The 15,550-nt window shown below is 37.4% G+C and carries 9 protein-coding genes, 1 tRNA gene and 1 pseudogene; 4 read left to right on the plus strand and 7 right to left on the minus strand.

Annotation, left to right across the window (positions count from 1 at the left end; genetic code table 11):
* Positions 1-139: 139 nt before the first annotated feature.
* From P0092_RS00250 to P0092_RS00265, 4 genes and pseudogenes are all read right to left on the minus strand, one after another.
* Positions 140-1,123 carry an ABC transporter ATP-binding protein gene (locus tag P0092_RS00250; RefSeq protein WP_004619061.1) on the minus strand — a complete coding sequence of 328 codons (984 nt, stop codon included), beginning with the start codon at positions 1,121-1,123 and terminating at the stop codon, positions 140-142.
* Positions 1,113-2,126 (minus strand): ABC transporter ATP-binding protein, encoded by a 1,014-nt coding sequence (locus tag P0092_RS00255; protein WP_004619062.1) that lies wholly within the window; start codon positions 2,124-2,126, stop codon positions 1,113-1,115. The genes P0092_RS00250 and P0092_RS00255 overlap by 11 nt, the downstream gene beginning before the upstream one ends.
* A gap of 119 nt (positions 2,127-2,245) precedes the next feature.
* Positions 2,246-3,230, minus strand: a pseudogene (locus P0092_RS00260) (ABC transporter permease).
* A 16-nt stretch (positions 3,231-3,246) separates the two neighbouring features.
* Entirely contained in the window at positions 3,247-4,170 is a 924-nt protein-coding gene (locus P0092_RS00265; protein ID WP_004619064.1) for an ABC transporter permease, read from the minus strand.
* Positions 4,171-4,711: 541 nt separating this feature from the next.
* Between P0092_RS00265 and P0092_RS00270 the strand changes: the two genes are divergently transcribed.
* On the plus strand, positions 4,712-5,533 hold the full coding sequence (locus tag P0092_RS00270; RefSeq protein ID WP_004619065.1) for an FMN-binding protein: 822 nt from the start codon (positions 4,712-4,714) through the stop codon (positions 5,531-5,533).
* Between the two features lie 114 nt (positions 5,534-5,647).
* Here the strand turns inward: P0092_RS00270 and P0092_RS00275 are convergent, their stop codons facing one another.
* A complete protein-coding gene (locus P0092_RS00275) occupies positions 5,648-7,375 on the minus strand; it encodes a methyl-accepting chemotaxis protein (RefSeq protein ID WP_004619066.1) in 1,728 nt (575 codons plus the stop codon).
* 344 nt (positions 7,376-7,719) lie between these two features.
* A tRNA-Arg gene (locus tag P0092_RS00280) sits at positions 7,720-7,796 on the minus strand.
* A gap of 214 nt (positions 7,797-8,010) precedes the next feature.
* Here P0092_RS00280 and P0092_RS00285 point away from each other — a divergent pair.
* Genes P0092_RS00285 through P0092_RS00295 form a run of 3 tightly spaced genes read left to right on the plus strand, consistent with a single transcriptional unit; the run spans position 8,011 to position 13,265 of the window.
* Positions 8,011-8,937 (plus strand): diacylglycerol/lipid kinase family protein, encoded by a 927-nt coding sequence (locus P0092_RS00285; RefSeq protein ID WP_004619067.1) that lies wholly within the window; start codon positions 8,011-8,013, stop codon positions 8,935-8,937.
* Positions 8,938-8,952: 15 nt separating this feature from the next.
* Entirely contained in the window at positions 8,953-10,119 is a 1,167-nt protein-coding gene (locus P0092_RS00290; protein WP_004619068.1) for an exonuclease SbcCD subunit D, read from the plus strand.
* Positions 10,116-13,265 (plus strand): AAA family ATPase, encoded by a 3,150-nt coding sequence (locus P0092_RS00295; protein ID WP_004619069.1) that lies wholly within the window; start codon positions 10,116-10,118, stop codon positions 13,263-13,265. Before P0092_RS00290 ends, P0092_RS00295 begins: the two co-directional genes overlap by 4 nt.
* 26 nt (positions 13,266-13,291) lie before the next feature.
* On the opposite strand, the gene glgB is transcribed toward P0092_RS00295, so the two are convergent.
* Complete coding sequence (glgB, locus tag P0092_RS00300; RefSeq protein ID WP_004619070.1) at positions 13,292-15,520, minus strand: 1,4-alpha-glucan branching protein GlgB; 2,229 nt, start codon at positions 15,518-15,520, stop codon at positions 13,292-13,294.
* Between the last annotated feature and the right edge of the window lie 30 nt (positions 15,521-15,550).

A 15,550-nucleotide genomic window follows, 5' to 3' on the forward strand; every position in this document is an offset into this window, starting at 1 on the left:
ATTTTTGCAATACAAATATTCTCTCTTAAATAAAAAGTTTTTATTCAATACTTTTTATTTTATGCTACTAATGTCGACCTCATCGGAGCATACGAGTCTTTAGATATTACTTACTTGCAATATGGAAAAATTAGAACAATTATATTTCTCCTGCAAAATGGCATGCAACAAAATGACCATTGCCACAGTCTGATAATTCAGGTACTTTTTTAGAACAGACATCTTTTGCATATGGACATCTTGTTCTGAACTTACATCCTGACGGCGGATTAACGGGAGAAGGTATTTCTCCTTTTAGGATAATACGGTTACGCTTCTTTGCAGTATCAGGATTTGGCTCGGGAATAGCTGTCAGTAATGCTCTTGTGTATGGGTGCAGAGGATTTTTGTATAACTCCTCGGACTCAACTAACTCAACTATATGACCGAGGTACATAACACCAACTCTGTCACAGGTATGTCTTACTACACCCAAATCATGAGATATAAACAGATATGTGAGATTAAGCCTGTCCTGCATTTCTTCCAGTGTATTAATTATCTGTGCTCTGATAGATACATCCAGAGCTGATACAGGTTCGTCACAAACTATAAAGTCCGGCTGTACTGCGATTGCTCGTGCAATACCTATTCTTTGACGCTGTCCCCCGGAAAATTCATGTGGATAACGTGATGCATGTTCCGTATTAAGACCTACAAGTGTTAAAAGCTCTCTTATCTTATCTGCTCTGTCGCTTTTGGAGCCTGCCAGACCATGTATATCCAGTGCTTCTCCAACAATATCTGATACTGTCATACGAGGGTCCAGTGAAGCATAAGGGTCCTGGAAGATATATTGCATCTTCTTTCTATAAGGGAGGAGCTTTTTTCCCTGAAATTTTGTAATGTCAATACCGTCTATTTTTACAGTACCGCTTGTGGGGTTATATATTCTAAGCATTGAACGGCCCAAAGTGGTTTTTCCTGAACCGGATTCACCAACTAAGCCTAGTGTTTCACCTTTAAAGATATCAAAGGTAACATCGTCAACAGCCTTTACATATCCTTTTTTTCCTACACTGTTTTTTATAGTGAAATATTGTTTTAGATTTCTGATTTCAACCAGAGTTGATTTATTTTCCATTTTTCTGTACCTCCACACTTTCTTTTGCCCTTTCATCCATCAGCCAGCAAGAAGTAGTATGCCCATCGGCTTCCTTGTACGCCTTAGGCATATTGCTAATGCAAACTTTCAGACACTCTTCGCATCTTGGGGCAAAGGCACATCCGGAAGGAAGGTGAAGCAAATCAATTGGATTTCCCTTAATAGGAATAAGCTTCGAGCCCTTTTCGTTCAAGTCAGGTAATGAACGTAGAAGTCCTTTTGTATAAGGGTGACGGGGGTTCTTGAATATACTGTAAACTGTACCCTGCTCAACTATTTTTCCGCCATACATAACTATAATATCGTCCGCCATATCAGCAACAATTCCCAAGTCATGGGTAATCAGCACAATGGCCATTCCGGTTTTCTTCTGTATGTCTTTTAAAAGCTCAAGAATCTGCGCTTGTATGGTAACATCCAGCGCTGTTGTAGGTTCATCGGCAATAAGCAGCTTAGGTGCACCTGCAAGGGCCATAGCAATCATTGCTCTTTGTCTCATACCTCCTGAGAATTCATGAGGATATTGTGAGAGCCTTTTTTCAGGCTCATTTATACCTACAAGAGATAGGAGTTCAACTGACCTTTTCTTAACTTCTTCTTTAGATATTTTCCCATACTTGTGATATAGGGACTCCGCAATCTGGTTGCCTATGGTAAAAACAGGATTAAGGCAGGTCATGGGGTCCTGAAATATCATTGCTACTTCATTTCCGGCAACCTGAAGCCTTTCCTGCTTAGTCATTTTTGAAACATCCTTACCGTCGAATGTAATGCTTCCGCCTACAATCTTTCCCGGTTTATCAATTAGTCCGATAACAGAATAAGAAGAAACGCTCTTTCCTGAGCCTGACTCACCTACGATTCCCAGAACTTTACCGGGTTCAAGTGAATAGCTAATTCCATTAACAGCTTTAACTTCACCTGCCGGGGTAAAAAATGAGACCTTTAAATCATTTATTTCTAGTAGTTTTTTATTATTCATAGCAATTACCTCACCTGCCCTTTAAATGGCATCCAATAATTATCTAAAAGTGTATATCTCGTCATCATTTAAGATATACCCGTATCTTTCAAAACAAACGTTCCAATTATTGCAAAGGATTATTTTTTCATCCTTGGGTCTAAAGCATCCCTTAATCCGTCACCAAAAAGGTTAAAGGACAGTATAATAACACTGATAGCTGCCGCCGGGAAAATAAGCATATAAGGAAATGAATATATTCCCTTTAAAGCTGTTTGAGAAAGAGAACCCAGAGAAGCCATAGGTGATGATACACCCAGACCTATAAAGCTGAGGAAGGATTCTGTAAATATTGCTTCCGGTATTTTGAGAGTAGTTACAACTATAATCTGACCAATACAGTTAGGAATCAGATGCTTGAATATAATTGACTTGTTACTTGCACCAAGTACTTTTGCAGCCAGAACATATTCCTGCTCTTTAAGTGCAAGAATATGTTCTGGCCATATCTACCCAATATAAGAGGGCCATAACCAGGAAAATACTTATAAGACCAACACCCATACTGTTAAGAAAAGCAGGAGCATGTCCTGACTTAATGTAACTGTCAATAGGTTTCTTTAACACAACCTGCAAAAGAATTACTATAAGAATAGTTGGAACTGAATATACAATATCAACAATTCTCATCATAATATTATCAACCCAGCCTCCAAAAAATCCGGAGATTGCACCGTAGATAATACCGATAATTGATATCATTATTGCCGCAACTACACCAACTGCAATAGAAATTCTCGCACCTATCATTGTTCTGGTGAACAGGTCTCTTCCGAGACTGTCAGTACCGAATATATGTTGCATGCTTGGTTTTAAATTCTCCTGACCTTTAAGAATCTGTTCATAGGAGTAAGGAGAAATTAGTGGTCCGATAATAGCTGCAAGAATTATTAAAATAATTACAACGAGAGCTCCGGTAGCTACTTTATTAGCTCTTAATCTGTTCCATGCGTCCCTCCAATAACTAACAGATTGACGCATAACTTCAGCTGTTGCCTTTTCCTCATCAGTGGCAGGCAAAAATAAATTCTTTTCCAAAACTTTTGAATCATTCACAGTGTTCATTAATGTCACCCGCCCCTTAATTGATAATGTTGATTCTAGGATCAACAAACCTGTATACTACATCCACAATAAAATTCATTAATATAAGAATTGCTCCGAAGAAAATTGTAACACCCATTACTGTAGTGTAATCTCTTCCCGTGATGCTTGTAACAAAAGTACTTCCCAGACCGGGGATGGAAAATATGGATTCAATAACAAATGAACCGGTAAGAACTGACGCAACCATTGGCCCGGCATAGGTTACAACAGGAAGAATTCCGTTTCTTAAAGCATGTTTAAATATAACAACCTTGTCCGAAAGGCCCTTTGCCCGAGCGGTCCTGATATAGTCCTGATTTATAACATCCAGCATTGAGGAACGCATGAGCCTTGTTATAAAACTCAGAGGGAAGAAGGACAGTGCAAAGCCCGGTAAAATATAACTTGAAACAGTGCTTAAATCACTAATTGTAGGCAGTATTTGTAACTGTACACCAAAAATTATCATACTGAGAGTAGCAACAACAAAACTTGGAACAGCAATTCCAAAAGTTACAATCAACATAATAAGCCTGTCTACAGTAGTATTCTTTTTTAGTGCACTTAATACACCCAGAATAGTTCCAAAAAACATTGCCAATGCACTGGCGAAAATACCCAGCCTGAGTGAATAAGGAAACTTTTGAGATATTATGTCTTTTACATCCTGACCAACCAGTTGTATTGACTGTCCGAAATCAAAATGAAGAACATTCTTTGCGTAATTAACATACTGAACCCATAAAGGCTTATCCAAACCATATTTTGCATTTAGGTTGGCTAACATTTCAGCTGTCATTTTCTTTTCACCTATAAATGGATTACCAGGTACAAAATGCATTAAAAAGAATGTAAGTGTGAACATAATCCATAAAGTCAAAAGTGAGACCAATAGCCTTTTGATTATATATTTTGCCATAAAAGACCTCCTAACCGCGATTATATAATGCGGCTTTTTTTAAAAAAAGTATATATTAATAAAGTTAATACCAGTAAAAATCGTTACTGGACATAATTACAGACCAAATTGGACACAAAAAAAACTATCAATCTGAATTTAACTTAATGACGGCATTGTCATTTGGGAATACAAATTGATGTGCAACTTGCATAAGATATCAAAAAAATGTCTTTATAATGCCGAATTATACACCTAAATGAAGGAAAGTTCAATAATTTATTCACATATTGACTGTTGTAAAATATTGTATTTAAGCGGGTTTCAAGGTTTTGTTAATTATAACCAATTAAAATCCTAATATTTTGGTAAAAGTACCCATTAATTCATTAAATGAATAATACGTTAACATAATAAAGTAAAACATCGATAAAGTTAAAAGTATAAACAAATAATAAGTACTTAAATTTTAGTCGCCAAAAAATATTTACATTTCTATCACTTTCTCTTCACATACCACATTTAGAATGAATTTAAAAGTTTTGATAAACAGGAGAAAATAATGAATTTGCTACTTAATTTTGGATTTGCGTGGATATCGGTTATACTTGCAGTTTTGTTATCGATTATCTATATTTTAAGGAAGAGTACTAATAAGTTCAATTATTTGGTAAGTATAATTAAAACTGCAAACCAAAAACTGCGGAAGTATCATAAATATTTAGGTGTACTACTTGTATTTACAGGGCTGGTTCATGGTTTGTTTTCATCGCAACCCGTATTGACAATCAATTTTGGAACAATTGGATGGATTATATCCATATTACTAGGTCTAAATTGGATGTTTCGTAAATACTTCAATAAATATCGAGGTTGGATATATTATCATAGGGGCTTGACGGTTTGCTTTATACTTGTTCTTGTGATTCATATTGTAGATGTTGGTATACAAGGACCAGAATTTTTGATTGGAGCACAAGAAGCAAATGTAGTGGAACCCGCTATAATTAGTGAAGAAACAGTAAGTACCTTTAACAAACAATTTGCAGGAACAGAATTAAAGGATGGTGTATATGAGGGTGAAGCTAATGGATTTCGACCTGGATTAACAGTCAGTGTTACAGTAAAAGGTAACAAGATAACCAGTATTGAAATCACAAATCACAATGAAGTAAATTCTAGATATTATCAAAAAGCAATGGATGCAGTACCTCAAGAAATTATTGATAGCCAAAGTTTAGAAGTGGATGCTGTATCTGGTGCGACATTTACCTCAACGGGTATAGTTAATGCGGTCAACGATGCATTATCCAAAGCTGTTATTAGCGGCGAACTTCCTGAAAAACAGCAACTTCCTGAGAATAGAAAAGGACATAGGAGATGATGATAAAAGTAAGTTCATATAAGGATTGGTAACATAAATTAATTTTAGCTACAAAAATAGTAGCCGGTTAGAGCCGGCTACTATTTTACTGAGGAACTTATTTTTATTAGGAATTTATAGCTTGAATTTATTGATTTCATTATCCAATTCTTGTGCCATATCAGATAAATCACTTGAAGCTTTTGATATTATCTCCATTGAAGATAACTGTTGTTGGCTTGAAGCTGAAATTTCCTCTGAACTTGCTGCCGATTCCTCCGCTAAAGTTGCCAGATCATGTGTATGACTCGAAATCTCTCTGGATGCTTTATCAATTGTAGCTAACATTTCAGATACTTCTTTAGTTTTGTCTGCAATAGCTTCTACTGATATTCTTATTTTATCAAAAGCATGTTTGGTAGTTTCCACAGCAAAGGACTGCTCAGCTTCCAGTTCTTTTGCTCGTTCCATGTTATGTGCTGTCATTGCATTATTAGCTATTATTGCTTGAATTATGGCATTAATCTCTTTTGCAGCAGAGGAGGATTCCTCAGCCAGTTTTCGCACTTCATCTGCGACTACTGCAAAGCCCTTACCTGCTGTTCCCGCTCTGGCAGCTTCTATAGCGGCATTTAATGCCAAAAGATTTGTTTGAGCTGCTAAAGAGTTTATTACATCGGTTATACTACCTACCTTAATAACAGATTTGCTTAAGTCTGACAATGACCTATTTACCTCCTCAGAAACAGAAATATTCTCCTGTACCTTTTCTGATGTTAGAACTACGGCATTATAGCCTTCTGAGACGGCTTCCAATGAAAGTATTACCGCCTTCTCATTTTCTGTTGTGGCATAATTGGCTTTTGATATGTGTCCTGCAATTTCAGTAATATGTTCACTGGTTTTGCTTACGACCTCAGACTGGTTGGCATTTCCCTTTGCAATTTCATCAAGTGATGCGGTTACCTGAGTAATACTCTTTGTACTTTCAGCAGTAGAGGTTGTCAATTCCTCAGAATTTGCAGCCATAGTACCTGAAATATTATGTAGTTTGGTAATAGTATTGTGCAAGGAGTGCCTCATATCTGATACGGAATTAATTATTATTCCGATTTCATCCCTACGCTTTATTAATGAATTATGGGTCTCATCAAAAACCAAATCAAAACCTGCTATTTTTTTGATGATGCCTACAATAGTTGTTATAGGTCTTGTTATTGATCTGGCAATTACAATTCCTACCAGTACGCACACTAGGGAAACGGCTATTATTAAAATAATCAAAAAAAGGGATGCTTGCTTTGCTGATTTAAGACTTTCCTTATAAACATCCGAGGCTTCCTTTATGTTGGCATTTATAAGACCGGTTACATTGGATTCTAGTTTTCGAAATATGGTATCGCCTTTATCACTGTAGAGGGCAGATGCCTCCGGGGTTTTACCTGAAGTGGATAATTCTATAATTTTATTCTTGATTTCTTTCCATGCTGTTAAGTTTCCATTTATGGAAGTATGTATCTTTGCTCCCTCAGAACCTAAATTTTTAGTAGAAATTTTTTTAATGCTATTATCTAGGTTCTTCTCTTTTTCTATAATATCACTTAGAACAGCCATTTGGTAACTTGTATTATCAGATGCAATAAGCCTTAAAATATTAGCAAAATCAGCCATTATAGCAGTTCCGGCATTACTTAGACTTGCAACCTGACTAAGATTATCATTATACATAGTGTCAAGCGCACTTTGTGCCTTTCGGGTCTGAAGCCAGCCTATACTTCCGACAAGAACCATTCCAACAATCATAGCAAATATCAATACTACAAGTTTTACCCTTATTTTGGCATTATCCATTAGCTTAAACATGGTACAAATCTCCCTTATAATTTTTTAAATTAACCAATAGGAAAGTACATTAAAGAAAACTAAAAAGAAAACTAAATGCCAAAAGTAAAACTTTAGAATAACTTAAGTTGATCGTACCATTTGTTTACTGAATGGCCATTAACACTTAAATTACAAGTAAAAAATTTAGATATTTAACTCACGTAAATAGTATACTATTTTATATGGAATAATGTCAAATATTTGACATAATAATTATATTTTACAAATTAAATGTTAAAAACTGACAATAAGCGACGGCGATTCAAGAATAAAAAAATCAGAGGCTATAAGCTTTGAAAGCTTACAGCCTCTGATTAATAATCTGGCGCGCCCGGCAGAGATCGAATCCACAACCTTCTGGTCCGTAGCCAGACGCTCTATCCAATTGAGCTACGGGCGCATTTATTTTGCGTCTAAAACACGACGCACATAATATGATAATACATATCACTATAAAAAGCAACCATTTAAAGAAAAATAATTTTTCTATCTCATGCATAGCCAACGCTGGAAACTTCTATATTTTATTAAGGACCTTAAATTATGTTAAAATATAATTGCTAAAAAATCGCTACCTTTTATGCTGATAATAACCCCATACAGGAGGTATAAATGTGAAACACGTATTTATAATAAATCCCGCTGCCGGGAAGGGAAAGGCATTAGAAATTATACCGGTAATCCGGGATTATTTTAAGGGTAAACCCGATAAATATGTAATAAAAATAACTGAGTACCCGGGACATGCAACAAAAATAGCTCATGAATACGCAGTTAATGAGAAATGCAGGATATACTCAATTGGTGGGGATGGGACTGTAAATGAAATAGTAAACGGCATAGCAGGAACAAAAGCCTCTTTAGGAATTATACCGGCAGGGTCGGGTAATGATTTTATAAGAAGCATACACGGAGAATATCAGGTCAGGGAAATAGTAGCTGATACTATACTGGGACAGGAAAGAAGTATAGATTTGGCCAGGGCAAACGGGAAGTACTTTATAAATATTTCCTCCATAGGGTTTGATGCGGATGTTGTTTATAATGCCAAGAAGTTTAAAAGGCTGCCTTGTATTCCGGGAAATATGGCATACCTTTTTTCATTAATATATACAATTTTTAAAAACAAAATAAATGAGGTAAAAGTTACTGTAGACAATGAAGAGATTAGTTTAAAAATACTTCTTGCCGCAGTTGCAAATGGCAGGTTTTACGGCGGAGGGATGTTGCCTGCCCCCGATGCGGCGTTAGATGACGGCTTGTTGGATATATGTCTGGTGAGAGAGGTCAACAGACTTAAAATATTAACACTTTTTCCAAAGTATATGAAGGGTGAACACGGCGAAATAGAATATGTCAGCTTTAAAAAAGCTAAGAGAATAAAAATTGAGAGCAAAGACACTATTGCACTGAATATAGACGGGGAAATTCATACAGGAAAAGAAATTGAGTTTGAAATACTAAAAGGCGCTATTAATGTTATCTATCCTGCGGGCATTACAACCGAAAGTACAACAGATGAAAGAGCAGTTAATATTTAACCGGGGAGGGGTAAAATGAAAATAATTCACACAGGAGACTGGCATATTGGGAAAGTTGTAAATGAGTTCAGTATGCTGGAGGATCAGGAATATATACTCAATCAACTAATATCTGTTATATCAGTTGAGAAACCCGATGCTTTGGTAATTGCAGGAGACATATTTGACAGGAGTATACCGCCGGTAGATGCAATTGAACTGGTGGACAGGATTTTCAATACAGTTCTTCTTGAGCTTAGAGTTCCCATTCTTGCAATTGCCGGAAACCATGACAGTGCTGAGCGTTTATCTTTTGCCAGCAGAATATTAACAAATAACGGACTGCATATTGCCGGAAGCTTTGACGGCAATGTGCGCAAAGTGGTTTTAGAAGATGGCTTTGGGCCGGTGAGCTTCTATCTTTTACCTTATTCAGACCCACGTAATGTAAAACATATTTTACAGGATGATGAAATATCCACCCATGACGATGCCATGAAAAAGCTTGTTGAAAAAGTGGGACAAGCAATGTATGAAAACGAAAGAAGTGTAATGATTACACATGGCTACATAACTAATCTTGGAGAACAAGCGGAAATCACCAGTGAATCGGAGAGACCCCTTAGTATAGGGGGAACGGATATAGTTAATTCCGGCTACTTTAACTCCTTTAGCTACACTGCACTTGGACATCTACATGCGCCTCAGCGGGCAGGTGCGGATAACATAAGATATTCAGGCTCTTTACTGAAATACTCTTTTTCAGAGGTTAATCAGAAGAAGGGCATTAATATAGTAGAAATTGATGGCGACGGTAATTCAAGTGTAAGGTTAACAGAGCTAAAACCTAAAAGGGATATGCGTATTATAAAAGGCCCCATTGGAGAGCTTTTAAAACCTGAGGTATACACAGCTGCAAGTACTGATGACTATATATATGCAATATTAACAGACAAGGGTGAACTCATTGACCCTATATCAAAGCTAAGAAGCGTTTATCCTAATGTAATGGGACTTACCAAGGAAAGTGTAATGATTAGGGATGATAACAAAACTTCAGCCTCCGAGGGCTATAAATCCAAGGCCAAAATCGAGCTGTTTCAGGAATTTTACAGCTCAATTCAGGGAGAACCTTTGACACAGGAAGAAATGAAAATAGTGGAGAAGGTAATAGGTGAGGTAGAAACAGGAGGGTGTAAATGAAACCGTTAAAGCTTAAAATTAGTGCCTTTGGGCCGTATGCAAAAGAACAGTTTATAGATTTTACTACCCTTAATGAACAGATATTCGTGATATCCGGGCCAACAGGTGCTGGAAAGACTACCGTTTTTGACGCCATCAGTTTTGCCCTTTTTGGTGAAGCTTCAGGAAGCAGCAGAGATAGAGATAGCCTGCGAAGTGACTTTGCAGAAGCCGGAACGGAGACATTTGTTGAGCTGGAATTTGAACTAAGGGGTAAAGTATACAAAATACGTCGAGCCCCACAACAGGAACAAAAGAAGCTAAGGGGAGAGGGATATACTTTAAGAAATGCTGATGCGGAGCTACTGATGCCGGATGGTACGCTGATTACCAAAATAATAAATGTAGATGAGAGTATAAATCAGCTTCTTGGTATTAATAAATCACAATTTAAGCAAATTGTAATGCTTCCTCAGGGAGAGTTCAGAAAACTTCTGGAATCGGACAGCAGTGATAGGGAAGTTATATTCAGAAAAATATTTGGAACCGAGGATTTTGCAGAAATTCAAAAAAGATTGGATGAAGACAGAGCCGGGCTGGAGAAATCGGGGCACGATTTGAAAACGCAGATAGCCACTCATATAAACCATCTTGATGTGGGCGAAGACAAAACACTGTCTGAATTTAGGAATAACCAAAATGTTAATATAGCTCAATTCATCACCTGTACTGAACAGCTGATGCAAAAGGACAGGTCTATAATAGAGAAAATAAAAGCTGAACTGCATGAAATGACAAAGGAACAGGGGCTGCTTCAGAAAGAGATTACGAGATGCACAGAAGTAAACAAAAAGCTATCTGACAAGGAAAAAACGAAACAACAGTGTGAGGCTCTTAAGTCGAGAGAGGATGAGTTCCTTGAAAAGGAGAAAATTCTTGAATATGCAAGAAAAACTTTGCCAATAAGTGAAGTTGACGAGCAGTGCAGAAAAGTTGAAAAGGCACTGAAAATAAAGGCTGGAGAATTGGAACTGGCAAAACAGGAACTGGAGAAAAGGAAATCAGAGTTCAAAAATACACAGGAGAGCTTAAATACACATATAAGTTTTGAGCCTGAAATTAAGAAACATGAAACTGAGCTTGCTTTATTAGAAAAAATGCTTCCAAAGGTTATTCAATATGATAAGGGATTAAAGCAATTGGAGGCTGTCAGGGAGCAATACAATAAATTGTCGGGAGAACAAGAAAAGGCTCTGAAGGAGCTGGAGACAAACAAAGCTTTGGAAGTTATGCATACAGAAAAGCTGAAACTGATTTATTCAACCGAAACTGAATGCATAAGCCTTGAAAGACAAATATCAGAAAACACAAAGCTACTTAAGGAACTGGATGGAATCAGAAAGCTCATAGGGGTATGTCAGGAGGAAATAAGCAGTCTGGAGAATGAGAAGGCGAGATTTACCTCATTTGAAAAGGATTTTTGTGAAATCAGAAACAGACTTGAATTGATGGAGGATAATTATATACGAGGGCAGGCAGGAATACTTGCAAAAACCCTGATAGAAAAATCCCCTTGTCCTGTATGCGGAGCACTTGACCATCCAAAGCCTGCTGAAATGCCATCTTATATTCCCACGGAGGAGCAGATTAGGGACAAAAAATCTGAATTTTCCAAGCTGGCAGAGCTGAGGACAGAAAAGTCCAAAAGTATTTCCCAATTAAATGGAAGTACAGAAAGTAAACGGCAAGAGATACTCAGCAGACTTAATGCTCTTGACGATAGCGCAATAAATTACGATAATATCGAAATAGTTGAAAAGGGACGATTTGAGACCGTATTGGTACATATAAATACTACAGGGAGTAAACTAAAGGAAAAAACTGTTGAATTAAAAGCTCAGTATAAATCAAAAAAAGAATTTACAGACAAAAAAAGTACATTAGAAAAAGAACATACAGAAATCAAGGATAGATTAAAAATACTGGAAGAGTCCGTTCAAAGACTGACTGAACAAAAGTCCGGCTTAGTTGAAGAGATTACAAGACTGCAAACTGAAGCACAAGCTATTGAGAATGAGCTTTCAGAAGATATACGCTCGGCATCAAAGCTAAAAGCCCGCATTGAAGAGCAAAGGGCAAAAACAAATAAATACCGGGAACAATACGAGCAGTTTAAAAAGCTCCATGAAGCCTCCCGAGAAGCCGTAAGTAATGCTGAAAAGGAGGTAGCTGTTAAGGTATCCTCAATAGAGGATGGACGGAAAGAATATGTCACGCTGGAAAAGCTTTTAAAGGAAAAGCTTGAGTATTCCAATTTTTTAGATTATGAGCAATTTTTGAGTATGAAAAAAACTCAGGAGGAAATTGACATACTTCAGCAGGACATAAATACCTACTACCAAAACCTAAAATCAATAAACGATTTGTATAGGCGTATTGATGAGGAGACAAAAGGCCTTGAAGCACAGGATATAGTAATGCTGAATGCACACTATGCAGAACTTGAAAAAAAGCAGCAGGTGCTTCAGGAACAGCATAATATAGTATTTTCCAGATTTGATAATAACACTAAAACAATAAAACAGCTTACTGCTACTATTGAAAAATTAAAACAGCTTGAGGAAAAATATGCAATAATCGGTAAGCTTGCTAAAGTCGCAAAGGGAGATAATCCTCAAAGAATAACCTTTGAGAGGTATGTGCTGGCAGCGTACTTTGATGAAATTATAATTGCAGCAAACCATAGACTGACCAGGATGACCGGTTCGAGATACTATTTAAAGAGAAAAGAGGAAAAGGGAAAGGGACGGGCTCAGCAAGGGTTGGAACTGGAGGTTTTTGATAATTACACAGGAAAGGCACGTCATGTTAAGACTCTTTCAGGGGGAGAGGGTTTTAAAGCTTCTCTAGCTCTCGCTCTGGGTTTAGCGGACGTGGTACAGTCCTATTCCGGAGGAATTAGCTTGGACACCCTGTTTGTCGATGAGGGCTTTGGCTCCCTTGACCCTGAATCACTGGACGGTGCTATCGAATGTCTTACAGAGATTCAAAAAACAGGCCGTTTGGTAGGGGTAATTTCACATGTACCGGAAATAAAAGAAAGAATACAATCAGTGCTTGAAGTAATTCCAAACAAAGAAGGAAGCTATGTTAGCTTCAATATATAATATATTTAAAGAATCCTGAGTTATACTCAGGATTCTTTAAATATCGGCCTGAAAACAAGTACTCCAAACGAAGGTATTGTAAGACATAGCTTAAAAGGTCTTCCGTGCAGAGATTCATTAATCACCGTATATATTTTATTTGAATCATCCGGCTCATATCCGCCATATTTTTCATAGTTACTGTTCATAACAAGCTCATAATCTAGTTCGAAGGGCACACCGATGCAATAATTATAATTAACAGCAGGTGTAAAATTACAAACAAAAATCAGCATATCGTGGTAGTCCCGTCCCTTTCTTATGAAGGAAACTATACTGTGCTCATTATCGTTGCAGTCTATCCACTCAAACCCGTCATAGCTTAAATCTACCTCATATAAAGCCTTGCTTTCTCTATACAAAGTATTCAAATCCCTGACATAGGTTTGCAGCTTTTTATGCATATCATAATCCAAGAGGTGCCAATCCAAGCCTTTTTTATCGTTCCACTCAATGAATTGTCCGTACTCGCCTCCCATAAAAAGAAGCTTTTTGCCCGGGTGTCCATAGGTGTAGCCATAAGTGGCCCGAAGACCTGCAAACTTCTGCCAGTAATCTCCCGGCTGTTTGTTTAACAGGGAGCACTTGCCGTGTACGACTTCGTCGTGAGACAGGACAAGAATATAATTTTCACTGAAAGCGTACATTAACGAAAAAGTTATAAGATTGTGGTGGTATTTCCTGTAGATGGGGTCCATTTTTATATATTTAAGGAAATCATTCATCCAGCCCATATTCCATTTAAAGGTAAAACCAAGACCGCCCATATAAGGAGGTTTGGTAATCATAGGCCATGAGGAGGATTCCTCTGCTGTCATAATTATGCCCTTGAAGTATCCGAATACTGTTGTATTAAGCTGTTTAAGAAAATCAGCGGCTTCAAGGTTGAGATTTCCCCCGTATTTGTTTGGAGTCCACTCACCGGGTTTTTTAACATAGTCCAAATAAATCATAGATGCAACGGCATCCACTCTCAAACCGTCTATATGGTACTTTTCAAACCAGAAGACAGCATTTGATATCAGGAAATTTCGTACTTCATTCCTGCCGTGGTTAAAAACAAGAGTACCCCATTCGGGATGTTCTCCCAGACGTGGATCTGAGTGCTCGTATAAAGCTGTTCCGTCAAACCGGGCCAAACCATGAGCATCTTTAGGGAAATGAGCCGGAACCCAGTCCAGAAAGACACCTATATCATTCTGATGGCACATGTCTACGAAATACATAAAATCTTCAGGTTTTCCATAACGACTTGTAACAGCATAATAACCCGTAACCTGATATCCCCAGGAACCGTCAAAGGGATGCTCGGCAACAGGCAATAGTTCAATGTGTGTATATCCCATATACTTAATATACGGAATCAGTCTCTCGGCAATAACTCTGTAATTGATGTATATGTCCCCGTTTTCATCAGGTTCTGCGTCAGTTGACCAAGTTCCCAGATGAAGTTCATATATTGACATTTGGCTATTGAAAACATCTTTTTCTTCTCTGTCACTCATCCATTGGTCATCACACCAGGAGTAATTATCTATGTCCATTACTATTGAGGCTGTTTCAGGCCTCTTTTCAGCGTAAAAAGCATAAGGATCAGCTTTAAAAATCAAATTGTCATCAGGTGTCTTAATTTCATATTTATACAAATCGCCGCAAGATACTAATGGAATAAATAACTCCCATATACCTGATGAACCCAGTTCACGCATTTGGTGTCTGCGACCGTCCCATTGATTGAAATCGCCAACAACACTAACACGTTTAGCACACGGAGCCCACACCGCAAAAAGGGTTCCTTTTACATTATTATGTGTAATTACATGGGCACCAAGTTTCTCGTAAATCCTGTGGTGATTTCCCTGATTGAAGAGATGTGTATCGAATTCTGAGATAAAAGGCCAGAAGCTATAAGGGTCGTGGGTTGTGAAGCTATTTCCCGAAAGGTCTGTAATCTTGAGCTGATACTCAAAAATATCACTTCTGTCGGGAAATATTATTTCATATATTCCATCAATGCACAGTTTTTTCATTGGAAACGAGGTGCCTGTGGAAATATCCAAAAACTCAACCATTTTAGCTGTTGGCTGATATACTCTGACAACGGTTTGAAGATTTTTACCTTCTACACCCAACAGGTGCATCCCAAGGTATGAATGCGGATCTTTACATTCACCATTTATAATTTTTGTAGCTGCAAGAACCAAATTTTTTCTCATGTAACACCTCTGAATTAAACATATGGGCAA

It is taken from the genome of Ruminiclostridium papyrosolvens DSM 2782, from assembly GCF_029318685.1.
GTDB classification, from domain to species: Bacteria; Bacillota; Clostridia; order Acetivibrionales; family DSM-1351; genus Ruminiclostridium; species Ruminiclostridium papyrosolvens.

Coding starts and splice junctions, on each gene's coding strand:
- P0092_RS00250 (WP_004619061.1), bottom strand. CDS start 1,123: ATGGAAAATAAATCAACTCTGGTTGAAATCAGAAATCTAAAACAATAT.
- P0092_RS00255 (WP_004619062.1), bottom strand. CDS start 2,126: ATGAATAATAAAAAACTACTAGAAATAAATGATTTAAAGGTCTCATTT.
- P0092_RS00265 (WP_004619064.1), bottom strand. CDS start 4,170: ATGGCAAAATATATAATCAAAAGGCTATTGGTCTCACTTTTGACTTTA.
- P0092_RS00270 (WP_004619065.1), top strand. CDS start 4,712: ATGAATTTGCTACTTAATTTTGGATTTGCGTGGATATCGGTTATACTT.
- P0092_RS00275 (WP_004619066.1), bottom strand. CDS start 7,375: ATGTTTAAGCTAATGGATAATGCCAAAATAAGGGTAAAACTTGTAGTA.
- P0092_RS00290 (WP_004619068.1), top strand. CDS start 8,953: ATGAAAATAATTCACACAGGAGACTGGCATATTGGGAAAGTTGTAAAT.
- P0092_RS00295 (WP_004619069.1), top strand. CDS start 10,116: ATGAAACCGTTAAAGCTTAAAATTAGTGCCTTTGGGCCGTATGCAAAA.
- glgB (WP_004619070.1), bottom strand. CDS start 15,520: ATGAGAAAAAATTTGGTTCTTGCAGCTACAAAAATTATAAATGGTGAA.